The sequence below is a fragment of the Spirochaeta lutea genome (assembly GCF_000758165.1).
In the GTDB taxonomy this organism is placed as follows: Bacteria; Spirochaetota; Spirochaetia; order DSM-27196; family Salinispiraceae; genus Spirochaeta_D; species Spirochaeta_D lutea.
Window position 1 is genome coordinate 121,749 of sequence record NZ_JNUP01000066.1, and the last position, 18,143, is coordinate 139,891.

Annotated in this window: 15 protein-coding genes; 7 read left to right on the top strand and 8 right to left on the bottom strand. The window is 56.5% G+C overall.

Going from position 1 to position 18,143, the window contains the following annotated elements; genetic code table 11:
- Positions 1-74: 74 nt before the first annotated feature.
- Positions 75-410: a PilZ domain-containing protein gene (locus tag DC28_RS11145; protein ID WP_037548628.1), complete on the top strand. Its 336-nt coding sequence runs from the start codon at positions 75-77 to the stop codon at positions 408-410.
- Here DC28_RS11145 and DC28_RS11150 read toward each other — a convergent pair.
- Complete coding sequence (locus tag DC28_RS11150; protein WP_037548630.1) at positions 407-1,720, bottom strand: peptidogalycan biosysnthesis protein; 1,314 nt, start codon at positions 1,718-1,720, stop codon at positions 407-409. The two genes, DC28_RS11145 and DC28_RS11150, sit on opposite strands and share 4 nt — an antisense overlap.
- Before the next feature lie 326 nt (positions 1,721-2,046).
- Between DC28_RS11150 and DC28_RS11155 the strand changes: the two genes are divergently transcribed.
- Genes DC28_RS11155 through DC28_RS11165 form a run of 3 tightly spaced genes read left to right on the top strand, consistent with a single transcriptional unit; the run spans position 2,047 to position 5,370 of the window.
- Positions 2,047-3,351, top strand: coding sequence for a glycoside hydrolase family 18 protein (locus tag DC28_RS11155; RefSeq protein ID WP_162180231.1), 1,305 nt, complete (start codon positions 2,047-2,049; stop codon positions 3,349-3,351).
- Positions 3,352-3,404: 53 nt separating this feature from the next.
- Positions 3,405-4,295: an ABC transporter ATP-binding protein gene (locus DC28_RS11160; protein ID WP_037548786.1), complete on the top strand. Its 891-nt coding sequence runs from the start codon at positions 3,405-3,407 to the stop codon at positions 4,293-4,295.
- Positions 4,296-4,320: 25 nt separating this feature from the next.
- Complete coding sequence (locus DC28_RS11165) at positions 4,321-5,370, top strand: ABC transporter permease (RefSeq protein ID WP_037548633.1); 1,050 nt, start codon at positions 4,321-4,323, stop codon at positions 5,368-5,370.
- 198 nt (positions 5,371-5,568) lie between these two features.
- Here the strand turns inward: DC28_RS11165 and DC28_RS11170 are convergent, their stop codons facing one another.
- The 4 genes from DC28_RS11170 to accB all read right to left on the bottom strand — a co-directional run bounded on the left by DC28_RS11170 (position 5,569) and on the right by accB (position 9,238).
- Complete coding sequence (locus DC28_RS11170) at positions 5,569-6,534, bottom strand: acetyl-CoA carboxylase carboxyltransferase subunit alpha (protein ID WP_037548635.1); 966 nt, start codon at positions 6,532-6,534, stop codon at positions 5,569-5,571.
- Positions 6,531-7,340, bottom strand: a complete 810-nt coding sequence (accD, locus tag DC28_RS11175; protein WP_052078815.1) for an acetyl-CoA carboxylase, carboxyltransferase subunit beta — start codon at positions 7,338-7,340, stop codon at positions 6,531-6,533. The genes DC28_RS11170 and accD overlap by 4 nt, the downstream gene beginning before the upstream one ends.
- 75 nt (positions 7,341-7,415) lie before the next feature.
- Positions 7,416-8,738 carry an acetyl-CoA carboxylase biotin carboxylase subunit gene (gene accC / locus DC28_RS11180; protein ID WP_037548637.1) on the bottom strand — a complete coding sequence of 441 codons (1,323 nt, stop codon included), beginning with the start codon at positions 8,736-8,738 and terminating at the stop codon, positions 7,416-7,418.
- On the bottom strand, positions 8,735-9,238 hold the full coding sequence (gene accB, locus DC28_RS11185) for an acetyl-CoA carboxylase biotin carboxyl carrier protein (protein WP_037548639.1): 504 nt from the start codon (positions 9,236-9,238) through the stop codon (positions 8,735-8,737). The genes accC and accB overlap by 4 nt, the downstream gene beginning before the upstream one ends.
- 172 nt (positions 9,239-9,410) lie before the next feature.
- On the opposite strand from accB, the gene fabZ reads away from it, so the two are divergent.
- Both fabZ and DC28_RS15710 read left to right on the top strand, forming a co-directional pair.
- Positions 9,411-9,833 (top strand): 3-hydroxyacyl-ACP dehydratase FabZ, encoded by a 423-nt coding sequence (fabZ, locus tag DC28_RS11190; protein ID WP_037548641.1) that lies wholly within the window; start codon positions 9,411-9,413, stop codon positions 9,831-9,833.
- A 110-nt stretch (positions 9,834-9,943) separates the two neighbouring features.
- On the top strand, positions 9,944-11,035 hold the full coding sequence (locus tag DC28_RS15710) for a DNA/RNA nuclease SfsA (protein ID WP_052078800.1): 1,092 nt from the start codon (positions 9,944-9,946) through the stop codon (positions 11,033-11,035).
- 44 nt (positions 11,036-11,079) lie between these two features.
- Here DC28_RS15710 and DC28_RS11200 read toward each other — a convergent pair whose 3' ends face one another.
- Genes DC28_RS11200 through DC28_RS11210 form a run of 3 tightly spaced genes read right to left on the bottom strand, consistent with a single transcriptional unit; the run spans position 11,080 to position 16,686 of the window.
- Positions 11,080-13,383: an NAD-dependent DNA ligase LigA gene (locus DC28_RS11200; RefSeq protein ID WP_037548643.1), complete on the bottom strand. Its 2,304-nt coding sequence runs from the start codon at positions 13,381-13,383 to the stop codon at positions 11,080-11,082.
- Positions 13,384-13,398: 15 nt separating this feature from the next.
- On the bottom strand, positions 13,399-16,146 hold the full coding sequence (locus tag DC28_RS11205; protein WP_037548646.1) for an SPOR domain-containing protein: 2,748 nt from the start codon (positions 16,144-16,146) through the stop codon (positions 13,399-13,401).
- 42 nt (positions 16,147-16,188) lie between these two features.
- Positions 16,189-16,686 carry a hypothetical protein gene (locus tag DC28_RS11210; protein ID WP_156104664.1) on the bottom strand — a complete coding sequence of 166 codons (498 nt, stop codon included), beginning with the start codon at positions 16,684-16,686 and terminating at the stop codon, positions 16,189-16,191.
- A 104-nt stretch (positions 16,687-16,790) separates the two neighbouring features.
- On the opposite strand from DC28_RS11210, the gene DC28_RS11215 reads away from it, so the two are divergent.
- Positions 16,791-18,143: a GNVR domain-containing protein gene (locus DC28_RS11215; RefSeq protein WP_037548650.1), complete on the top strand. Its 1,353-nt coding sequence runs from the start codon at positions 16,791-16,793 to the stop codon at positions 18,141-18,143.

Genomic DNA, 18,143 nt, shown 5'->3' on the forward strand with positions numbered 1-18,143 from the left:
CCAGCCACCCCTCCGGGGATGACCTCCAGTCCGACCCTGTAGATTTTCCCGGAAAACTACCCTATAGTTACCATATGAACACAGAAACAGAACGCCGGCGTGCGCCGCGATACCGGCTCCACCAGCTTGTACACCTCGATATGGGTAGGGAGGATTTCATTCCCGCGGATGGTTTGAATATCAGCACCACCGGTCTGGCCTGCCTCACCGATCTCGCCCAGGATGTCGGTTCCAGAATGTTCACCATGTTTCAGCTTGACCCGTCTTCGGAAGAAAGCCTGGTAAAATGCGAGGGCATCGTCTCCCGCTGCGATGCTAAACCCAACGGCGAGTTTGAAATAGGAGTAGAATTTACCGACATTCTGGAATCAGATAAAAGGAAGATCGAAGAGTACTTAACTCAGGCCTAATCGGCTCCCTTCTCCCGGGGGCCCTCCCTATCACTGGATTGGTCCGGGTTCCCGGGGTAACCGAAGCCCGCCTCCCCAGCTTCCCGCCGTATCGGCATTTGGGCATTCAATCCCTGGATGGCGATGCGGGTTTCCCGGTTCAATTCCGGAATGACCCGGCTCCAAAGGTTCGACATATCCGGATCGGAAAACCGGTGGGCAGAATACACCATCCGGGATTCAAACCCCCGGCGTACCTTATGCATGGATCCCACCCCGGGATCAAAAAACTCCATACCTCTTTCAATGGCCCAGGCCTGGGGCTGGTAATAACAGAGGTTGAAATGAAGGAACCCCCGGTCCGTCTCCGTTCCCCAGTACCGCCCGAACAATCCCCTACCGGAATCCCCCAGAAAAGCCATGGCCTCGGGGTCCGCTTTCCATTCCCGGCCGGGGGCTGCTCCCCCGGAGGATGCGCCCCGGTGGGAATCACCATAGGCAGCCAGCAGGGAAATATACTCCGGCTTATATCCCCCCAGGATAGAAAAGAAGCGGGGTGTCAGGAACCGTGCTGCCATAGGACCGAACTGGGTATTCGTCCTATCGTAGAATCGGTACATGGACTGCCAAGCCTCGGGCGGAGCCTCATCCCCCGGTATAGCACGGAATGAGAATCCGGACTCCCGGTTAACCCGGCACTCCCGGCGGATGTTCCGGCGCTGATTCTTTCGGAAGACTTGCTCCACATAGCTGTCAAAGTCAGGATAATTCCGGTTTTGCCAGATAAATTGGTGGTGCCCCCAGAGGTGGTACCCCCGATCCCTAAGGAATGCTGCGAACCGGTCATCTAAAAACAAGAATGCGATCTGGGCGAGTCTCTCTTCAGCCACGATCTCTTCAGCCTGGTCGACCAGGGTATGCCAAACCGTCACCTCGTCCTCGCTGCCCTGCTCTATCAAATCCCCCCGTGTTAAAACCCCTAGCCCCTTAACCGGAGTAGCCGGCACGGTTGCCACCAGCTTCGGAACATAGGGACTGCCGAGGCGCCGGGCAATGTCATACCAGCCGAAATCAAAGAACAGCTCCCCCCAACTGGTGTCTCTCCGGTAAAAAGGCAGGGCCGCGACCAACACAGGCCCCGATTCACCGGAGGTCCACAACGTAATGATGCGGGGATCCCAGCCAGTCTGCGGACCGATGGATCCGGATTCTTCCAGGCTGGCAAGCCAGGACCAGGTAAAAAAGGGGTGAGCTATATCCAGGGTAAGGGGATTCCAATCCCCCGGGGCAATATCAAGAATAGTCGAGAACACCTTACACGAAATATCCATACCAGAAACCTACTGCCCTTTCCGCCGCCGGGCAAGAGACGCGGAGAAGCTACGCTCCCAGGAGAGCGCGTTCCAACCCACCTAGCTGCGGGGGGTTGCCAGGATGGAAAAAACTGGGTATATTCCGCGGGAATTAAAAACGTGACTGCCGCATCATACGTTGTACGCTTTTTCATCCCCAGTTTTGCAGACTCACGAAGCGATAGAACAGATTTGGAACCCAAAGCCCCGTCGGCCCGACCGGCCGAACCGCATAAACAGTGCTTCCGGTACCGGTTCCACAAAATCTGTCTACAAAACGAACAACCTCTATGAAAGAGAAGGGTATGAAAACACTCCTTACGCTCATGTTCTGTGTTCTGGCTGGAACCGCCGGGGCCGCCGATCTATCCCCGGGAAGCAACCTCGCGGTTTCCCCCGGTCTGGAAGGACCCGGGGATTCTCACTTTACCGTAACCGCCTACGCCCCCGGATATGCCCTGGGCCGCATTTCCGAGGAACATCTGCGGCTGGTGGACCGGATTATTTACTTCGGTATCGGAATCCGGCCGGATGGCAGGGTGGCCATGCCTCCCCAATCCGATATGCTTCTACTCCGGGACTGGCATGAAAAGTTCGGCATTTCCATCTATTTAGGGGTAGTGGACCACGAGGGAGCCGGATCAACTCCAAACCAGGGCTTCGGACGGATTCTACGCTCCCCAACCTATGCAGAACGGTTTCGTGGATCCCTCGATGAGGCCCTTACCGCCGGCCCCTTCGACGGCGTCGATATAGACTGGGAATGGCCCGCATCGGGCTGGGAAACCGAGGAATACGGCCGTTTTTTATCATCCCTTGCAAAGGACCTCAGACAAAAGCAACACGGCCTGTCTATTGCTGTAAGTCCATGGCAGAACATCCCCTGGCAGGCAAGCATCGGGCTCTCTGCTGTTCATTTGATGCTCTATGATAATCCCGGCAGCCACAGCACCCTGGAAGATATGCAGCGGGATATCTCCTCCTTTGTGGCACGAACCGGCATTCACCCCCGGAAGGTAAGCGCAGGCCTTCCCTTCTATGCCCGGGGTCTTCCTACCCATGGGCGGCAATGGAGTCAGGCAGTAAGCTACCGAACCCTCATATCCCGGTACGGCGCCATGCCCACCGAAGACACCCTCCAAGGGTATGCTCTGAACTCCAGAAATACCATCATAGCCAAGACCGAGTACGCCCTGGCCCGCGGTCTCGGAGGCATCATGATCTGGCACCTTGGAATGGACAGTGCCGGTCCGGCGTCCCTTACCCGGGCGATACGCCATACTGCAACCCTGGCAGCACTCTCCCCGAGGGTGGCCACAGCCTCGGGGGGAGGGGTTCCCCCGGAGGGACAGGACCTTACCTCCTCGGGGACCGGTCTACCCCAGACCCCCAAACCGGATCATACCGACGATCCGCGCCCCCTGGCAGTACTCTCGGGCAGGCTCTACCAATCAACCCAAACCCGGAGACGCCAACAGCGATCCCCCCTGGGGCTACCAGATCCCGTCCACGGCCTTGTTCCCCGGGCACGCCAGTTTCTCCGCCTGCGGATGGAGGATCATTGGTGGTGGGAGCATCCCGATTGGCCGCTCTTCGTTCCGGGCTTGTAAGCCCACGAAGGTATTTCTTGCCTCTATGAATTTCTGTGCATATTTTGCATACCATGAGCGATATAATGACCATACGCGGCCTCACCAAGGATTACGGAACCATCCGGGCCGTTGATTCCATAGATTTTTCCATCCCTGAGGGGATCTGTTTCGGTTTGCTCGGTCCCAACGGGGCGGGTAAAACAACAACCATCGAGATGATGGAAGGCATACTGACCCCAACCGCCGGTCAGATAACTTTTCGGGGAAAGGAACTTGATACGCGGTTTCGGGAACGCATCGGTATTCAGTTTCAGTCCACCGCACTCCCGGAATTTATTACCGTCCGGGAGACCCTGGAACTCTTCTCGGCGTTCTATCCCAATCCCAGACCCATGGATGAGGTAATACGCCTCTGCTCCCTGGAAGACATCCTGGAACAGGATAACCGTAAACTCTCCGGGGGACAGCGGCAGAGAATGCTCCTGGGACTGGCCATCATTCCCAAACCGGAAATGATCTTCCTTGATGAGCCCACCACCGGATTAGACCCCCAGGCCCGGCGAAATTTCTGGGATCTCATCCAGGGTATTAAAAAAGAGAAAACCACCATCTTACTCACAACCCACTACATGGATGAGGCGCAAATCCTCTGCGACCAGATTGCCATCATGGATCACGGGAAGGTATTAGAACTGGACACCCCCCAGCGGTTGCTCGCAAAGCACTTTGATGGTGCTCTAGTCCGCATACCCCGGGAGGGAAATAGCACCATACCCGATCGCCTCAGCGCCCTGGCTCACACCGAAATTCTGGATGACCACGTCGCGATAACAACATCGAATCTTGATACCACGGTAAAACACCTCCTAGAAGCGGGTATTAATCTGGAGGGTCTATCCATCCACAAACCGAACCTGGAAGACCTATTCATCAAACTGACCGGCTCCTCTCTCAGGGCCTAACACAGAGAACAGTAAGGAGATCGTCATGAAACATTTTTCAGCAATGGTTAAGGCCCGCACCATGGAATTTCTACGGGACAGGGGAACATTTTTCTGGAACCTCCTCTTCCCCATCGTCTTGGTCGCAGGGTTCGCCTTCGCGTTTTCGGGAGGCGAAGACACCCTTTTCACCGTCGGTACCCTGAGACAGGATACCTCCGCGCAGACCGACGTCGGCGTCCCCCAGGCTATGGAGGATTTCTTAGACATCCCCCAGATTGAGGTCATCAAGTATGACGGCCAAAAAACCGCCGATGAACTGGTAGAGCTCGTCCGGCAGCATCAACTCGATATGGCGGTGGATTTCCAAACCCGGGAGTACTTCATAAACGACCAATCGGCCAACGGTCCAATTCTCAGGCGGTTGTTAGCGGGTATTCAGGGTGATTCCAATGCCTCAGCAATCCAGTTCAACGAACAGGCAGTGAGCGGCGAGCCTATCCGGTACGTCGACTGGCTGGTTCCCGGGGTCATCGGCATGAACATGATGTTCAGCTGCCTTTTCGGGGTCGGCTTCGTAATAGTCCGGTACCGGAAAAACGGGGTGCTTAAACGCTTGAAAGCAACACCCGTATCCGCCTTTAGTTTTGTCAGCGCTCAGATGGCCAGCCGGCTGCTCATTGTAGTGGTCACCTCCATCGTGGTTTACACCGGCACCAATCTCTTCCTCGGATTCACCATGCGGGGCAGCTACCTGAACCTGCTTCTCATCACCATGCTCGGTGTGGTAGCCATGATTAGCCTCGGCCTGATTTTCGCGGCTCGGATAAAAAGCGAGGAACTCGCCAGCGGGTTGATGAACCTGATCACCTTTCCCATGATCATCTTCTCCGGGGTGTTTTTCAGTCTGGAGGGAACGCCGCAAATTCTCCAGAATGCTGCGGTAATCTTTCCCCTCACCCACTTCATCCAGGGAGCCAGAAGCATCATGCTGGAAGGGGCAGGTCTGCCTCAGCTAATCCCCAATATCCTGTATCTCCTGGGATTCACCGGCGTCAGCCTGGCTATTAGCTCTGCCCTCTTTAAGTGGGAATAAGCCCTGGGGCGAATCAGCGTTGCCATTCTACTACGGGAGTGCGGTTCAACCGGTTGCACACTCCCCAAAATTTCACACATCCTGGAAACGCGGTAACAAAAAACAGCCTTGCAAGGTCCCCCAACTCCGGGGCCCCTAGCAAGGCTGTTGTATATGCGGCTCACACGCCGATGCTTAGCGGCTTCAAATCACCCTAGCTTACCAAGAGAAGAAGCGCTTAAAAAATCCATCACCCTTCTCCTCGGGATCGTGAAACTCGCCGTAGGATAACAACCGTCTGCTGCGCTCCTTTAGGATGGTCTCGATCTTTTTTCCCGATAGGTTTCGGTAGGTTGAAAGAATGGTCTCCTTCATCCGGGCGGCAACAAAATTGAGATCGCTATGGGCTCCGCTGGGGGGTTCGGTTATGACCCCGTCAACTATTCCAAGACTCAAGAGGTCCTTGGCGGTAATCTTCAGCAACCCGGCAGCCATCTCGGCCTTCTTTGCGTCCCGAAGCAGGATGGAGGCACAGCCCTCAGGAGAAATGACGGAGTACACCGAGTTCTCGAGCATAAAGACCTTGTCCGCCACAGCAATACCGATGGCTCCGCCGGATCCGCCCTCACCGATGATGGTGGTGATGACCGGGGTTTTAAGGACGGAAAACTCCTTAAGGTTTCGGGCAATAGCCTCGCTGATACCCCGCTCCTCGCTGGTTAGACCTGGGTAGGCGCCCATGGTATCCACGAAGGTTATGATCGGCCGGCCGAATTTCTCTGCCTGGTGAGCAAGACGCAGGGCCTTCCGGTACCCCTCAGGCTGGGCCATACCGTAGTTGCGGCGCATGTTTTCCTTCATGTTCTTCCCGCGCTGATGCCCGATGAAGGTGAAGGCTACCCCGCCGATCCGGGCGATTCCCCCGACCATGGCAGGATCATCACCGAAGTAGCGATCTCCAAAGAGTTCCATGTACTCATCGCTCATCCGCTCAATGTATTCCAGGGTAGTGGGCCGCTGGGGATGCCGGGCAAGTTCTACCCGCTGCCAGGGACTGAGATCCGAAAGCTCCCCCTTCTCTAGTTTCGCAGACATCCTCGCCAGATCTTCGCTTATATCGAGTTGATGGCGGTTTGCCAGGCTCTTAAGTTCTCGGATTTTTTTCCGGATTTCCCGTTCTGTCATTTACTTACCCCCTGAATCTCCAGGTGTGCGTCCATAAGGAATGCCAGGGTGGACTTGAGGTCCTTCCGGGGCACCACCCGGTCAACGAAGCCCTTTTCCTGGAGAAACTCGGCTCGTTGGAATCCCGGCGGAAGCTTCTGCTTGATGGTACCTTCGATGACCCTGGGCCCGGCAAATCCGATCAGGGCATTGGGCTCGGCCAGGGTAACATCGCCAAGCATTGCGAAGGAGGCTGTAACCCCTCCGGTGGTGGGGTCGGTAAGGACTACGATGAAGGGCATGCGGGTCTGTTCCAGGAGCGCGATGGCATGGCTGGTCTTAGACATCTGCATGAGGCTCAAAATCCCCTCCTGCATCCGGGCACCCCCCGAGGCGGTGAACAGGATACAGGGCAGACCCCGCTGGGCTGCCAGCAGTATGCCCCGGGTAATCTTCTCGCCCACTACTGAGCCCATGGATCCACCCATGAACTGAAAACTCATGACCATCACCACAGCCTCACGCCCGAGAATTTTGCATACCACGGTTTTTACCGCCTCATCCAAACCGGATTTCTCCTTCGCAGAGGTCACCCGTTCCTCGTACTCCGGAAAATCCAAGGGATTCAGGGAACTGAGCCCCGCTGAAAACTCCTGGTATTCGCCGTTATCAGCCAATAACCTCAAACGCTCCGGGGCGGAGATCCTGAAATGGTGATTACAGTTGTAGCAGACATAGGCGTTTTCTTTAAGCTTGTCATTTTCCAGGTGGGCGGAGCAGGCAGGGCATTTATGTTCCTTCTGAACAAATACCCGGTCGTCCACCATGCCGTATTTTAGATTTTGCTTGCTTTTGGGCAGCAGTTTCTGAAAGAATTTTTCCAGAGAGGTTGTTGCCATACCCTACTCCTCCTCGGCCAGGATGTGTTTTAGCACATCGGTGCCGTACTCGCCGCTGCGGAAGATCTTTGATGAGATGATCCGCTTTTGCAGTTCGGTGTTTGTGGGGACACCGTGGAGAACCAATTCGTCCAAGACCCGATACATTCGGTCAAGCCCCGCATTCCGGTCCTTCCCGCGCACAATCACCTTCGCAATCATGGAGTCATAAAAGGGACTCACCATGTATCCATTGTACAAGAAGCTGTCGATTCTCGTACCGAAGCCTCCCGGGGGCAGATAGTCGGTAATCTTGCCAGGTGCCTTGGCGTTTATCCGGCATTCCACCGCATACCCCTCAAGTTTAATATCATCCTGGGTTATGCTCAGGCGCTGACCGGAGGCGGCAAGTATTTGCTCGGCAATGATGTCGACCCCGGTAACCATCTCGGTAACCGGATGTTCCACCTGTACCCGGGCGTTGATCTCCATAAAATAGTAGTTGTTTTCGTAAACAAGGAACTCGATGGTTCCGGCTCCGACGTAGTCCAGGCCGGAAAATAGCCGCACGGCATCCGAGCCCATGCGCTCCCGCATTTCTGGGGTCACTACCGTGGACGGACTTTCTTCTACAAGCTTCTGGTGATTTTCCTGGACCGAGCAGTCCCGCTCCCCGAGGTGCACCACTGTTCCATGGCTGTCGGCCAGGATCTGTACCTCTACATGCCGGGGATTTTCCAGATATTTTTCCAGGTAAACCGTTCCATCGTTAAAGGCTTGCTCAGCCTCGGAGGAAGCGATTTTCAAGGTTCCGACGAAATCCTCGGGGTCACGGACAATCCGCATCCCTTTACCACCACCCCCGGAAGCAGCCTTAATGATAACGGGATATCCCATCTCTTCCGCAGCCTGGTAGGCCTTCTCGATATCCTCAATGGAGCCTTCACTCCCGGGTATACAGGGCACCCCGTACTTTCGGGCGGTCCGTTTTGCCTCTACCTTATCGCCCATAGCCGCGATGGTCTGCCATTTGGGTCCGATAAAAATAAAGCCATTCTCCTCGACCTTTCTGGCGAACTTCGGATTCTCAGAAAGAAACCCAACTCCGGGATGAATGGCATCACAATGGGTCAAACTCGCAGCAGCGATGATATTATCGATATTGAGGTAACTCGCCCGAGACTGGGCCGGACCGATGCACACGGCCTGATCCGCCATTTTTACAGGCAGGGAATGCTGGTCCGCCTCGGAATATACCATCACTGACCGGATCCCCAATTCCTTACATGCCCGGACAATCCGTACCGCAATTTCACCGCGGTTGGCAATCAGGATGGATTTAATCATACGCGCCGTACCTCAAATAAGGGAGCGCCGTATTCCACCATTGCTCCGTTCTCCACGAGGATCTTCACAACCTCAAGATCGAAATCAGCCTCTAGCTGGTTCATAACCTTCATGGCTTCGATAATACAGATGGTATCCCCCGCATTCAGCCGGGTTCCCTCATCCGCAAAGGCTGGTGAGTCCGGAGCCGGTGAACGGTAGAAGGTTCCAACGATTGGTGCGGTGATAACCTCGGTACCAGCCGATGAACCCTCAGTGGTTCCGGCATCCCGGGGAGCCGGTGCATTCTCCGCCTGAGATTGCACTGCGGGCTGTCCCATGGCTGGTCCGGGATGGGGTGCTGCATAGGCTCCGGGGTGGGCAAACATCGCCCCGGGAAGGGACTGTATATCAGTTCCTTTTCGCAGAGAAATTGTTTCCTCGTTGTTCTTGATCTTAATCTCCGACAGGGAGCTTTCGTCAAATTTTTCAATCAATGCAAAGATGTCCTTCAAATCCATAAAGGCGACCTCCTTGTAGTTTTAGGGCCGTAAAAGCGCTTTGAACGCTACCATTGTATGGTAAGGCTGTCAACAATTCCGGGTTTAATTCTTGAACGGGATTCAAATATATTTTTAATTTACCGACCTTCCGACTTGCACCACTCCAGACCACCATGCCATACTTATTGTTATGAAGGATATAAAGGAATTACTTCCCCATAGGGAACCGTTTTTGTTCATTGATCGATTGGAGAAGGCAGATCAGGAAGAGATCATTGCCTACCGCACCTACACCAGCCGAGAGCCGTTCTTCCAGGGACACTTCCCGGAATATCCGGTAGTACCCGGAGTGATTCTGGTAGAGACCATGGCACAGGCAGGAGGCGCCGGTGTCCGGGAGATGGGAATTCTAGGGGAAAACCTCTTCTTCCTGGCTTCTGTAGATAAGGTTAAGTTCCGACGGCAGGTACGCCCCGATGAAGAGGTTCGCCTGGTTATTAAGAACCTCAAAATCAGCGGCCGCATGCTGAAGCAATCCGGAACGGCCATGGTAGGGGACGAGGTGGCTGCCGAAGCAGAGTGGTTATGCCTGGTCGGACCTGCACCGAAATAAGGCTGTACCCCCGTACCTGGCCGGTTCTTCGCCTGCCAGGTACTCATTCCCTTCCGCTCTACCTGTACCGTTTAGAGGGCTGATGCGTACCTCTACCGGACCCATATACCATGCACATATTTACTCCCCACCGAACAGGATTATTTATCTCCCGGCCTCACCGCTTTGCCGTCGTTGCCCGGGATCCAGACACCGGTGAGGAATTTACCGCCCATTGCCCCAATCCCGGGGCCCTCAGGGAGTTTCTCCTACCCGGAACCCCCCTTCTATTTGAGAAAGCAGCAAACCCAAACCGGAAACTTGCATACAGTCTGGTGGGGTTGAGGTATAAGCAATCCATCGTACCCCTGGTTTCCGTCCGGGCGAACCTGGCGGCCAGGGAGCTGATTCTCCCCACCCTACTACCCCGGGCAGAGTTCATCCCGGAGTATACCCCTCCGGAGATAGAGGACAAGTCCAGCCGTTTCGATTTTCTTGCCCGAACCGAGGAGGGAGATACGATTCTCATTGAGGTGAAGGCGTGCAGCTTGGTGGAGCATGGAGTTGCTATGTTTCCCGATGCCCCGAGCCAGCGGGCCTCCCGCCATCTATCGGAGCTCGCCCATTTGACAACCCAGGGCTATCGGGCGATGACCCTCTTTGTTATTAGTCATGGACGGCCCGAGGTCTTTGTACCCCACCTCCACAGCGATCGGCTGTTCACCAGTACCCTCTATGAGGTACACCAGCCCCGGGGGCCGGTGCACATTCATGCGGCATCCCTGGAGTGTACAAGCCAGGGGGAAGCCCGGGTTGACGGGCTCTCGGTACCCATTATGTTCCCGGAAAAAAGCCTGGTAGAGCAGCCCCGGGGCGTGCTTGTGGGGTTTCTAACCGACGGATCTGAGCAGTCAGCGGGATACGGGGTAGCAGTGTTGTCCGCTGCCCTTGACCTCCCGGCCAAGACCGCCCGGTGGCGGCGGGTCATGAAACAGCCCTGGATGCAGGTATACGGCGGCCCGGGTACGGAAGAGACGGTAACCACGGCCTTACTGGGCTGCCGGGGAGCTCTGGCGGGGGCCGATTATAGGGAGCTGCCCGGGGTTGGCCGAGCCCTGGTCATCCCCTGGCAGGGGCCGGGCATTACGGACAGGGAGTTGCTGGACAGCCTGTTTTACATACGCCACCGGGTCTTTGTCCGAGAACACTGTCATCCGGACTGAGATACAAGGGATTGGGCTTAAATCTCAGCCAGTTTGCCTCCCTGTTATTCCCTGGGGTACTCCAACAGATCCAGGAATTCCTTCTCGGTCACTACCTGAACGCCGAGGTTTTGAGCCTTCTTCAGCTTGCTGCCGGCTTTTTCACCTGCCAGGAGGTGGGTAGTCTTTCCGCTAACATCAGAAACCACCGTACCCCCTCGTTTTTTCACCTCAGTCATGGCAAGGTCTCGGGGTTTGAACTGCTCGAAACTACCGGTTACACACCAGCTTTGACCGTCAAAGATCTGGGGAAGGCGGCTATCCCGGGAATCCAGGCCATCCTCCGGGGATTGGCTGAATTGCAGCCCCGCCTCCCGAAGCCGGGCTACCAGGTTTCGTAGTCTCGGTTCGGAGAGGGCCTGGGTCAGTCGCTCAACGGTCCGTTCACCCAATCCCTTGATCTCTAACAAAGCATTGGAATCACCCCTATCAATGAGAGAAAAAAGATCATCGATGCTCCGGTACCCCTGGGTTATCAACAGTTCGGTGACCTTGGGGCCGACATCGGGAAGGCCGAGGGACGGTAATACTAGGCGGTAGGGCTGACCGAGGCTGCGCTCCACCCCTTGGCGGATGAGCTGTATCTTTTTTTCGCCGAAGCCCGGCAGATCCAGGAGGGTTTCATAGGGGATTTGATAGATATCGGGAATATCGTGAATGAGGCCTCGGCGCCAAAGCAGTTCGGCGGTTTCGGCACCGAGGTTTTCGATATCCATTTGATCCCTGCCTAGAAAGAACACCAGCCGTCCGAGCTGGCGGTCCGGACAATCAAAGTTGGGGCAGAAATGGTGGGCGCCGTTTTTTACCAGGGGCGTGCTGCAGGTGGGACAGGCCTGGGGAATCTGCCAGACGGGGTGCTGGGACTCGCCCTTTTCCTCCACTGCTTCGATGGCGGGGATGACATCGCCCCGGCGGCTCACCCGGACCAGATCGCCCGGGGCCAGCTCCAGGGCGTTGATGTAGTCCTGGTTATGCAGGGTTACGTTCTGGATGGTGGACCCCCCGATTTCCACCGCTTCGATCCGGGCCACGGGGGTGACCCGGCCGGTTCGGCCGATTTGTACGTCGATGGAGATAACCCGGGAGATTCCTTGGGGGCTTTCGAACTTATAGGCCATGGCCCACCGGGGGTGGTGGCCGGTGTAACCGAGGGTCTCCCGAAGCTGAAGGTCATCCACCTTCAAAACCAATCCGTCGATCTCATAATCCAGGGAACTTCGTTCCCGGGTTTCGGTTTGCAGATAGTGCTCCAATTGACGGATGAGGGTATGTTGACCAGCCTTGTTTTCCCTTGGCGTGCCCGGGGTAGAGTCGTTCCCCCCCCCTTCGTACCCTCCTGGATGTCCTCCGGTTTGATCTCGGGGCGGGGCGGGTTGCTGGGAGGAACTTGTCTCGGCGGATGCGCCGGCCTCCTCGGGGTATTCCGCTTCTTGTGGGGAAAGACCTACCGGATGAGGTCCTGGATTCATGGCGGAAAGAAGGGCGGTGCGCCGATTCACCGGGAACCCCAGCCGCTCGAGCAGGATAAGATTCATCCAGTGGCTTCGGCCGTGGTGTTGGTCTTGAAGGCTGATCGAAGCGGCCTCGGATCGGCCCAGGAGCTCCCAGGCAGCGGAGAGACCATCATCCTCAAAGAAGGCCTCATAGACAAATATTCTTAGGGGTATGGAGGCGACCTCCCGACTTTTGATCCGCCGCAGACTTCCCGCAGCAAGATTCCGGGGATTCGCATAGGGGGTCTCCATGGTCCGGTTTATTACCTCAAAATCCGACTTGGAAAGATACACTTCTCCCCTGACAGGACCGGTAAGAGCCAGGGGAAGGCGCAGAGGCACCTGGGAGATGGTACGGACATTGGCAGTAATATCATTACCTACCCGGCCGTTTCCCCGCGTGACCGCTCTGTCAAGAATCCCATCCTTATAATAGAGAACCAGGCTGGCACCGTCGAGTTTCTCCTCAACAACGTAGCGGCCCGCCCCCTGGCCGGTCATTTTAGTGAGCCACCGCTCCAGTTCATCCAGACTGTAGGCCTTATCTAGAGAGAGGACGGGAATGCTATGCTCAACCTCCGGAAAGTCCGCCGAGAGGTCTGAACCAACCCGCTGGGTAGGAGAATCCGGCCGAACCGCCTGGGGATACCGGCGCTCCAGATCCTCCAGTCGGTTAGAAAGAGCATCATAGTCGGCATCGGATATCCGGGGTTTTGCATCTACGTAGTAATAGCGTTGGTACTCGCTGAGGTGTTCAATAAGCTCGTTGATTTCATCCAGGATTTCCTGGGGTACGGGTGTATGATCCTTGCTCATACACCCCAGTGTACCCTATAAACCCTGGCGAATAAAGGCGTCCCGATACCCCCGGGCCCTGAACCAATAGAGGACGGTTCCTTTTTCATCCTCGGTTAAGGGACCGACGTAGAGCCGGTAGAGCTGGCGTTCGCCGCTCTTAATCGGCTCCACAGCAATGGGATAGCCGGGGCTGATGGCCGATACGGCAGTCCGGGCGGATTCCGGATTAGAAAACGCACCCACCTGAAGGTAATACTGTTCCGGCTGCAGACGGGTCACGATAGGAAGCTGGGCTAGTATTGCCTCGGGACTTTCCTTTTCTGCCGGGAACTTACCGGGCTGGGTGCTCGGAGCCGAAGTGACCGACGGTCTGCTTGGTTCCGGGCTGCCATCAGGCTCGGTCTTGTCGTCAGGTTCAGGTCCGGCGGGAGTTCGGTCCTCTACGGGTTCAAGGAATACCAACAAATCATCCGCCGTCTGCAGTACCTGCTCACGATCGGTTCCTGTTTCCGGAGTCGACGGGGCTGTAGCCTGGGGCTCAGCCAACGCCGCTACCCTCGGATCCTGTTCCGGACCGGGTTGGGCGGGATCCAGGCGTTCCGGGGTTTCCGGGTCTGCAGGAAGAGCGACACGACCCTCTACATCCGAGGGCTCCTGAGCCTGGGCCATGAGAGGGGGCTCGGCCTGAAGATCTGCAGGTGACTGGTCCTTCGGAGGAACCGCAACCTGTTCTCCGGGTACTTCGGCCCCTGGTTTGGGGGGTGTACCCGGCTCGCTTAGTCCGGCAGCCACAGGGGTTTCCGGACCAGCCTGGCTGTACAGCCCGGTTTCAGGATCGCGGCGGCTGGGTTCCGCCAGGGTTGAATCAGCTTTGGGATCCTGGGCCGATGCGTACAACCCTGAATCGGGCTGACGGGGTTGAGGGGCGGCTAAATCTGCTGCCCCGGCCGATTCCGGACCGCTTTCTGCATAGAGTCCCGTCTCGGGAGTATCTTCCTCGGGGGGCTTAAACTCTGCAGGGACCAAGGTAATAATGTACCGCCCTGCCTCGGGAGCCTGTTCCCTGGGAAGGGGGGCATCCGGTGTTTCAGGAGCAGCCACCTGGGGAGCTGGGACGGCGTCAGTTAAGCCCTGGCGAATTCCTCCGGGAGCGGACAGTCTCGGTGAAGGTTCCTCGGGCAGGGGTCGTTCGGCAGGCTGGGCTTGGGGTAGTCCCGCCACCTCCGGGACTGCTTCTCCGGGGCTTGGGAGACGGGGAAAGAGATCGTCATAGGTTTCCGCTTCGGCGGCGAAAGAAGCCAGGGGCAATCCCGGGACCGTCAAATCCTGGGCCAAACCGGGTTGCAGGCGTCCGGGACTCACCTCAACCCGGGCAAAGTCTGTTTTCGGCTGGGGAACATCTGCCAGAGCCACGGGGCTTCCCTGGGGGGGAATCTGGCGAGCCAGAGACACCTCTCCCTCCTCGGCGCCCAGGGCTCCCAGAGATGATGGAGCTCCTCCGAAGCGCTGGAAATAATCTTCTAAGGCCTGGTCGGCCGGATTTCCGGCCATGGGTGAGGCATAAGGCTGGGTTTCTGGAGATTCTGAAGACTCAGGTCTCCGCGTTTCCCCTTGAGGAAGGGCCGTTTCCCGGCCCAGGGGGAGTCCTGCTACCAGAGAACCATCGGTGACCGGCGGTTCCTCGGGTGCTTCCACCCCCAGGGGAGAAGGTTCCTGAGGCCGGGCTAATATACTCGCGGTATTGACCGAGGGCGGGCCGAACTGATCCAAGGCTGAACGGATCCCCTGGGATGGGAGGGGCCGGACCTTGGCGGGAACCGGCCCGGGGGGCTTCCCCTGCTCGGAGGGTTCGGGTGTTCCGGATTCGGAAACACCCGGATCCGATGGGCCTGATTCCGGCGTCGGGGAAACGGGCGGCTCTACATCCGGAGCCTGGGCAAGGGCGGGTTGATCGATTATAGGTTCGGCGGACTGCTCAGGAGCCTGGAGGGGTCCCGGCCCTTCCTCGGGTGTTTCTCGGTCCTGAACGGACTCAACCTCCGCAAGCAGGAGAGACTTGTCCACGGCAAGATCGAAGGGATCCTGGAGGGGCGTATCTCTGGGTACGGCGGGCTGATCCCCCGGGAAAGCCGCCTCGGAGGATTCGGCTGAGGTTGATTCGGGGCTTGTTTCTGAGGATGGGGCCGGTTCACCCGAGGGTCGGCCTTGAGCGACCTGCGAATCGGGTCGGGCCGGATCGGTTTGGGAGGAGGGCTCTACGATCTGGGGTTGCGTCTCCCCGGGCTCTTGGCGGACCGGCTGCTCGGGAATTTCGACGGGTTCGGGGGAAACCACCACCTCGGGTACCGGCGAATCATCGAAGAGAAATGCATTGGGATCTCCCACCGAAGCAGCGGGATTCAGATCAGGATCGGTAGAAAAAGGAGCATCCTCGGCCACCCCAGGACTGGAATCCGACCGGCTGGCAACAGGTTCAGCCTGAACAACCGTGGGATACCGTCCTTCAACGCCGAGCTGTTGTGCTGCTTGGGAGGATAACAGCAGAAACAATCCTGGATCCCGGAGTCTGGAAGTCACCTCGACCCTGACAGTCTCACCGGTTAGGGGATTTGTAACATCAACCAGGGTTCCCAGGGGAAAGGCGTTGGACGCCGCATACAGCCCCTGGGCTCCAAAATCGGAACTACCGCTCTGGAGGGCATTTCCGGTCCAGAGTTGCTGGGGAAAAATCGCCCCAATACAATAGAGTAGCAGAATTAGTAAACCCAAAAATCGCTTCATAACGTTCCAGTCCTCCACTATCAGGTTCGGCACCTTTCCTATCTACCATAAGGATAAAATCATCCGACCTGAAATCTCCTCGACATCGGCAAGGGCGTTACCCGGAGTAATGTCTGTCAACAGTTCCTGCTCCAGCACCCTGCCCGTCGCAATCTCAATCATACTCAACTGGCCCTGGGCCCTTACACTCCGGACTGTAGGTAGATACTCAATTCGGACCTCGGCTACCAACAAGATCGAAACCCCATTCTGGCGGGCTAATTGGTACAGGGGTTGTTGATCCTGGGATTCAAGGGGATTCTGATGCAGTACCGCCGGGGTATTAAAGGTAATGTACCCCTGATCGAACCCGCTAGCCATCAATCCCGATTCGATATTCCGCATCAGTTCGGTGCTCAGGCCGGCAGGATTTTCCCCAGGTGTAATCTCCTCGGGAATCCTCCAGCCATCTGCCCTGCCGAACACCCCGACCATCATGGACTGCCCCCCGGCGGATAGGCTGACCAGCAGAAGCATACATATAGTGATAGTATATCTCATAGGAGCAGTATCGGCAGGGTTCTCATGGCTGTTGATGATTGATCGGACAGTATTCATGTGATAGTCTTTGGCGATTGAGAACCCCATACCACCCTGGAGAACCCATGGATCAAGACCACTCAACCCATATACAAGATAATCAGCTACCCGTTTCCGGGGATCAACTATACCAGCCGGTACGCAGCACCATTTCCCTGCTCGACCTGGTTGCCGTCCTGATGAAGCAGAAATTGCTCATTGCCGGTGTTACCCTAGGTGCGATAATCCTGCTGCTGGCAATCAATCTCCTGGCAAAATTCCTCCCGGCGGAAAATCCCCTTAACCTGGTACCCGACACATTTACCAGCGAGGTTCAGATCTATTTGACCGCAAAGAATAGCTCCGGTTCATTAAGCAACCTGCTATCCAGCTCCAGCGACAGCGGACTTGCAGGAATTGCCAGCCTTGCGGGGCTCACCGGGGGGGGCGTATCACCCGAAGCAGCCCTGGCGCAGGAACTCTTGAAAAGCAGACCCCTGCTTGATTCGGTAGCTGAGGATCTTGATCTGTATGAGCGTCTGAACCTGGATGAGAACCCCAAGACAGCTGCCAGAGAGTTCCTCTCCGATAACATGACTGTGGAGTATAAGAGCGACTCCGGCATTTTTTCCATTACCTTTGAGGATACGGACCGGGAGTTCACCAAAGAAATAATTGATACGGTGGTAGTTCATCTGGAACGGTTCTACCGCTCAATAAACCAGGAGCGGAACAACCAAAACCTGGCCTTCGTGGAAGAGCGGGTGGAGGAATTTGCCCGGAATAAGGACCTTGCCCGGCAGCGGTTAAAGACGTTTCAGGAAAAGAACCAGCTCTTCGTACCCCTGGGTACGGCCGCCTCGGCTGCCGGGGCTGCTCAGTCCTTTCAGGCACCCCAGCTGATCGCCGAGTACACAGCCATGATTGTAACGAAACAGCTGGAGATTCAGGGGCTTCTGGAATACCTTTCCGAGGATGCAGCCCAGGTTCGGCGTCTACGCAATGAAATCACCCTACTCCAGAATGCCATACGGGAGCTGCGGTACGGAGATAGTGAAAACCTGCCCATCGATACCATTCCCGAAAGCCAGATCAATCAGGTGCTCTTGGAATACCAGGACCTCGCTAGAGAGCTCCAGCTCCAGGAATCCCTCTACAGCCAGTTCCTGCTCCAAGCAGAATCCATCCGGATTCAAAACGCCGATAAAACAAGCACATTCCAGGTAATCGGCCCTGCCGAGGTGCCAGAGAAAAAATCTGCCCCGTCCCGGGCGATGATCATGGTGGTCGGTACAGCCGGCGCCTTCTTCCTCGCAGTGTTTCTGGCGTTCTTCCGCGAATATCTGCAGCGGGTAAAACAGGATCCTGAGGAGGGTAAAAAGCTGCAGGCAATTAAGGAATCGGCCCGGCTCTTCCCCAAAAAAGGAGCCCAAGAGTAA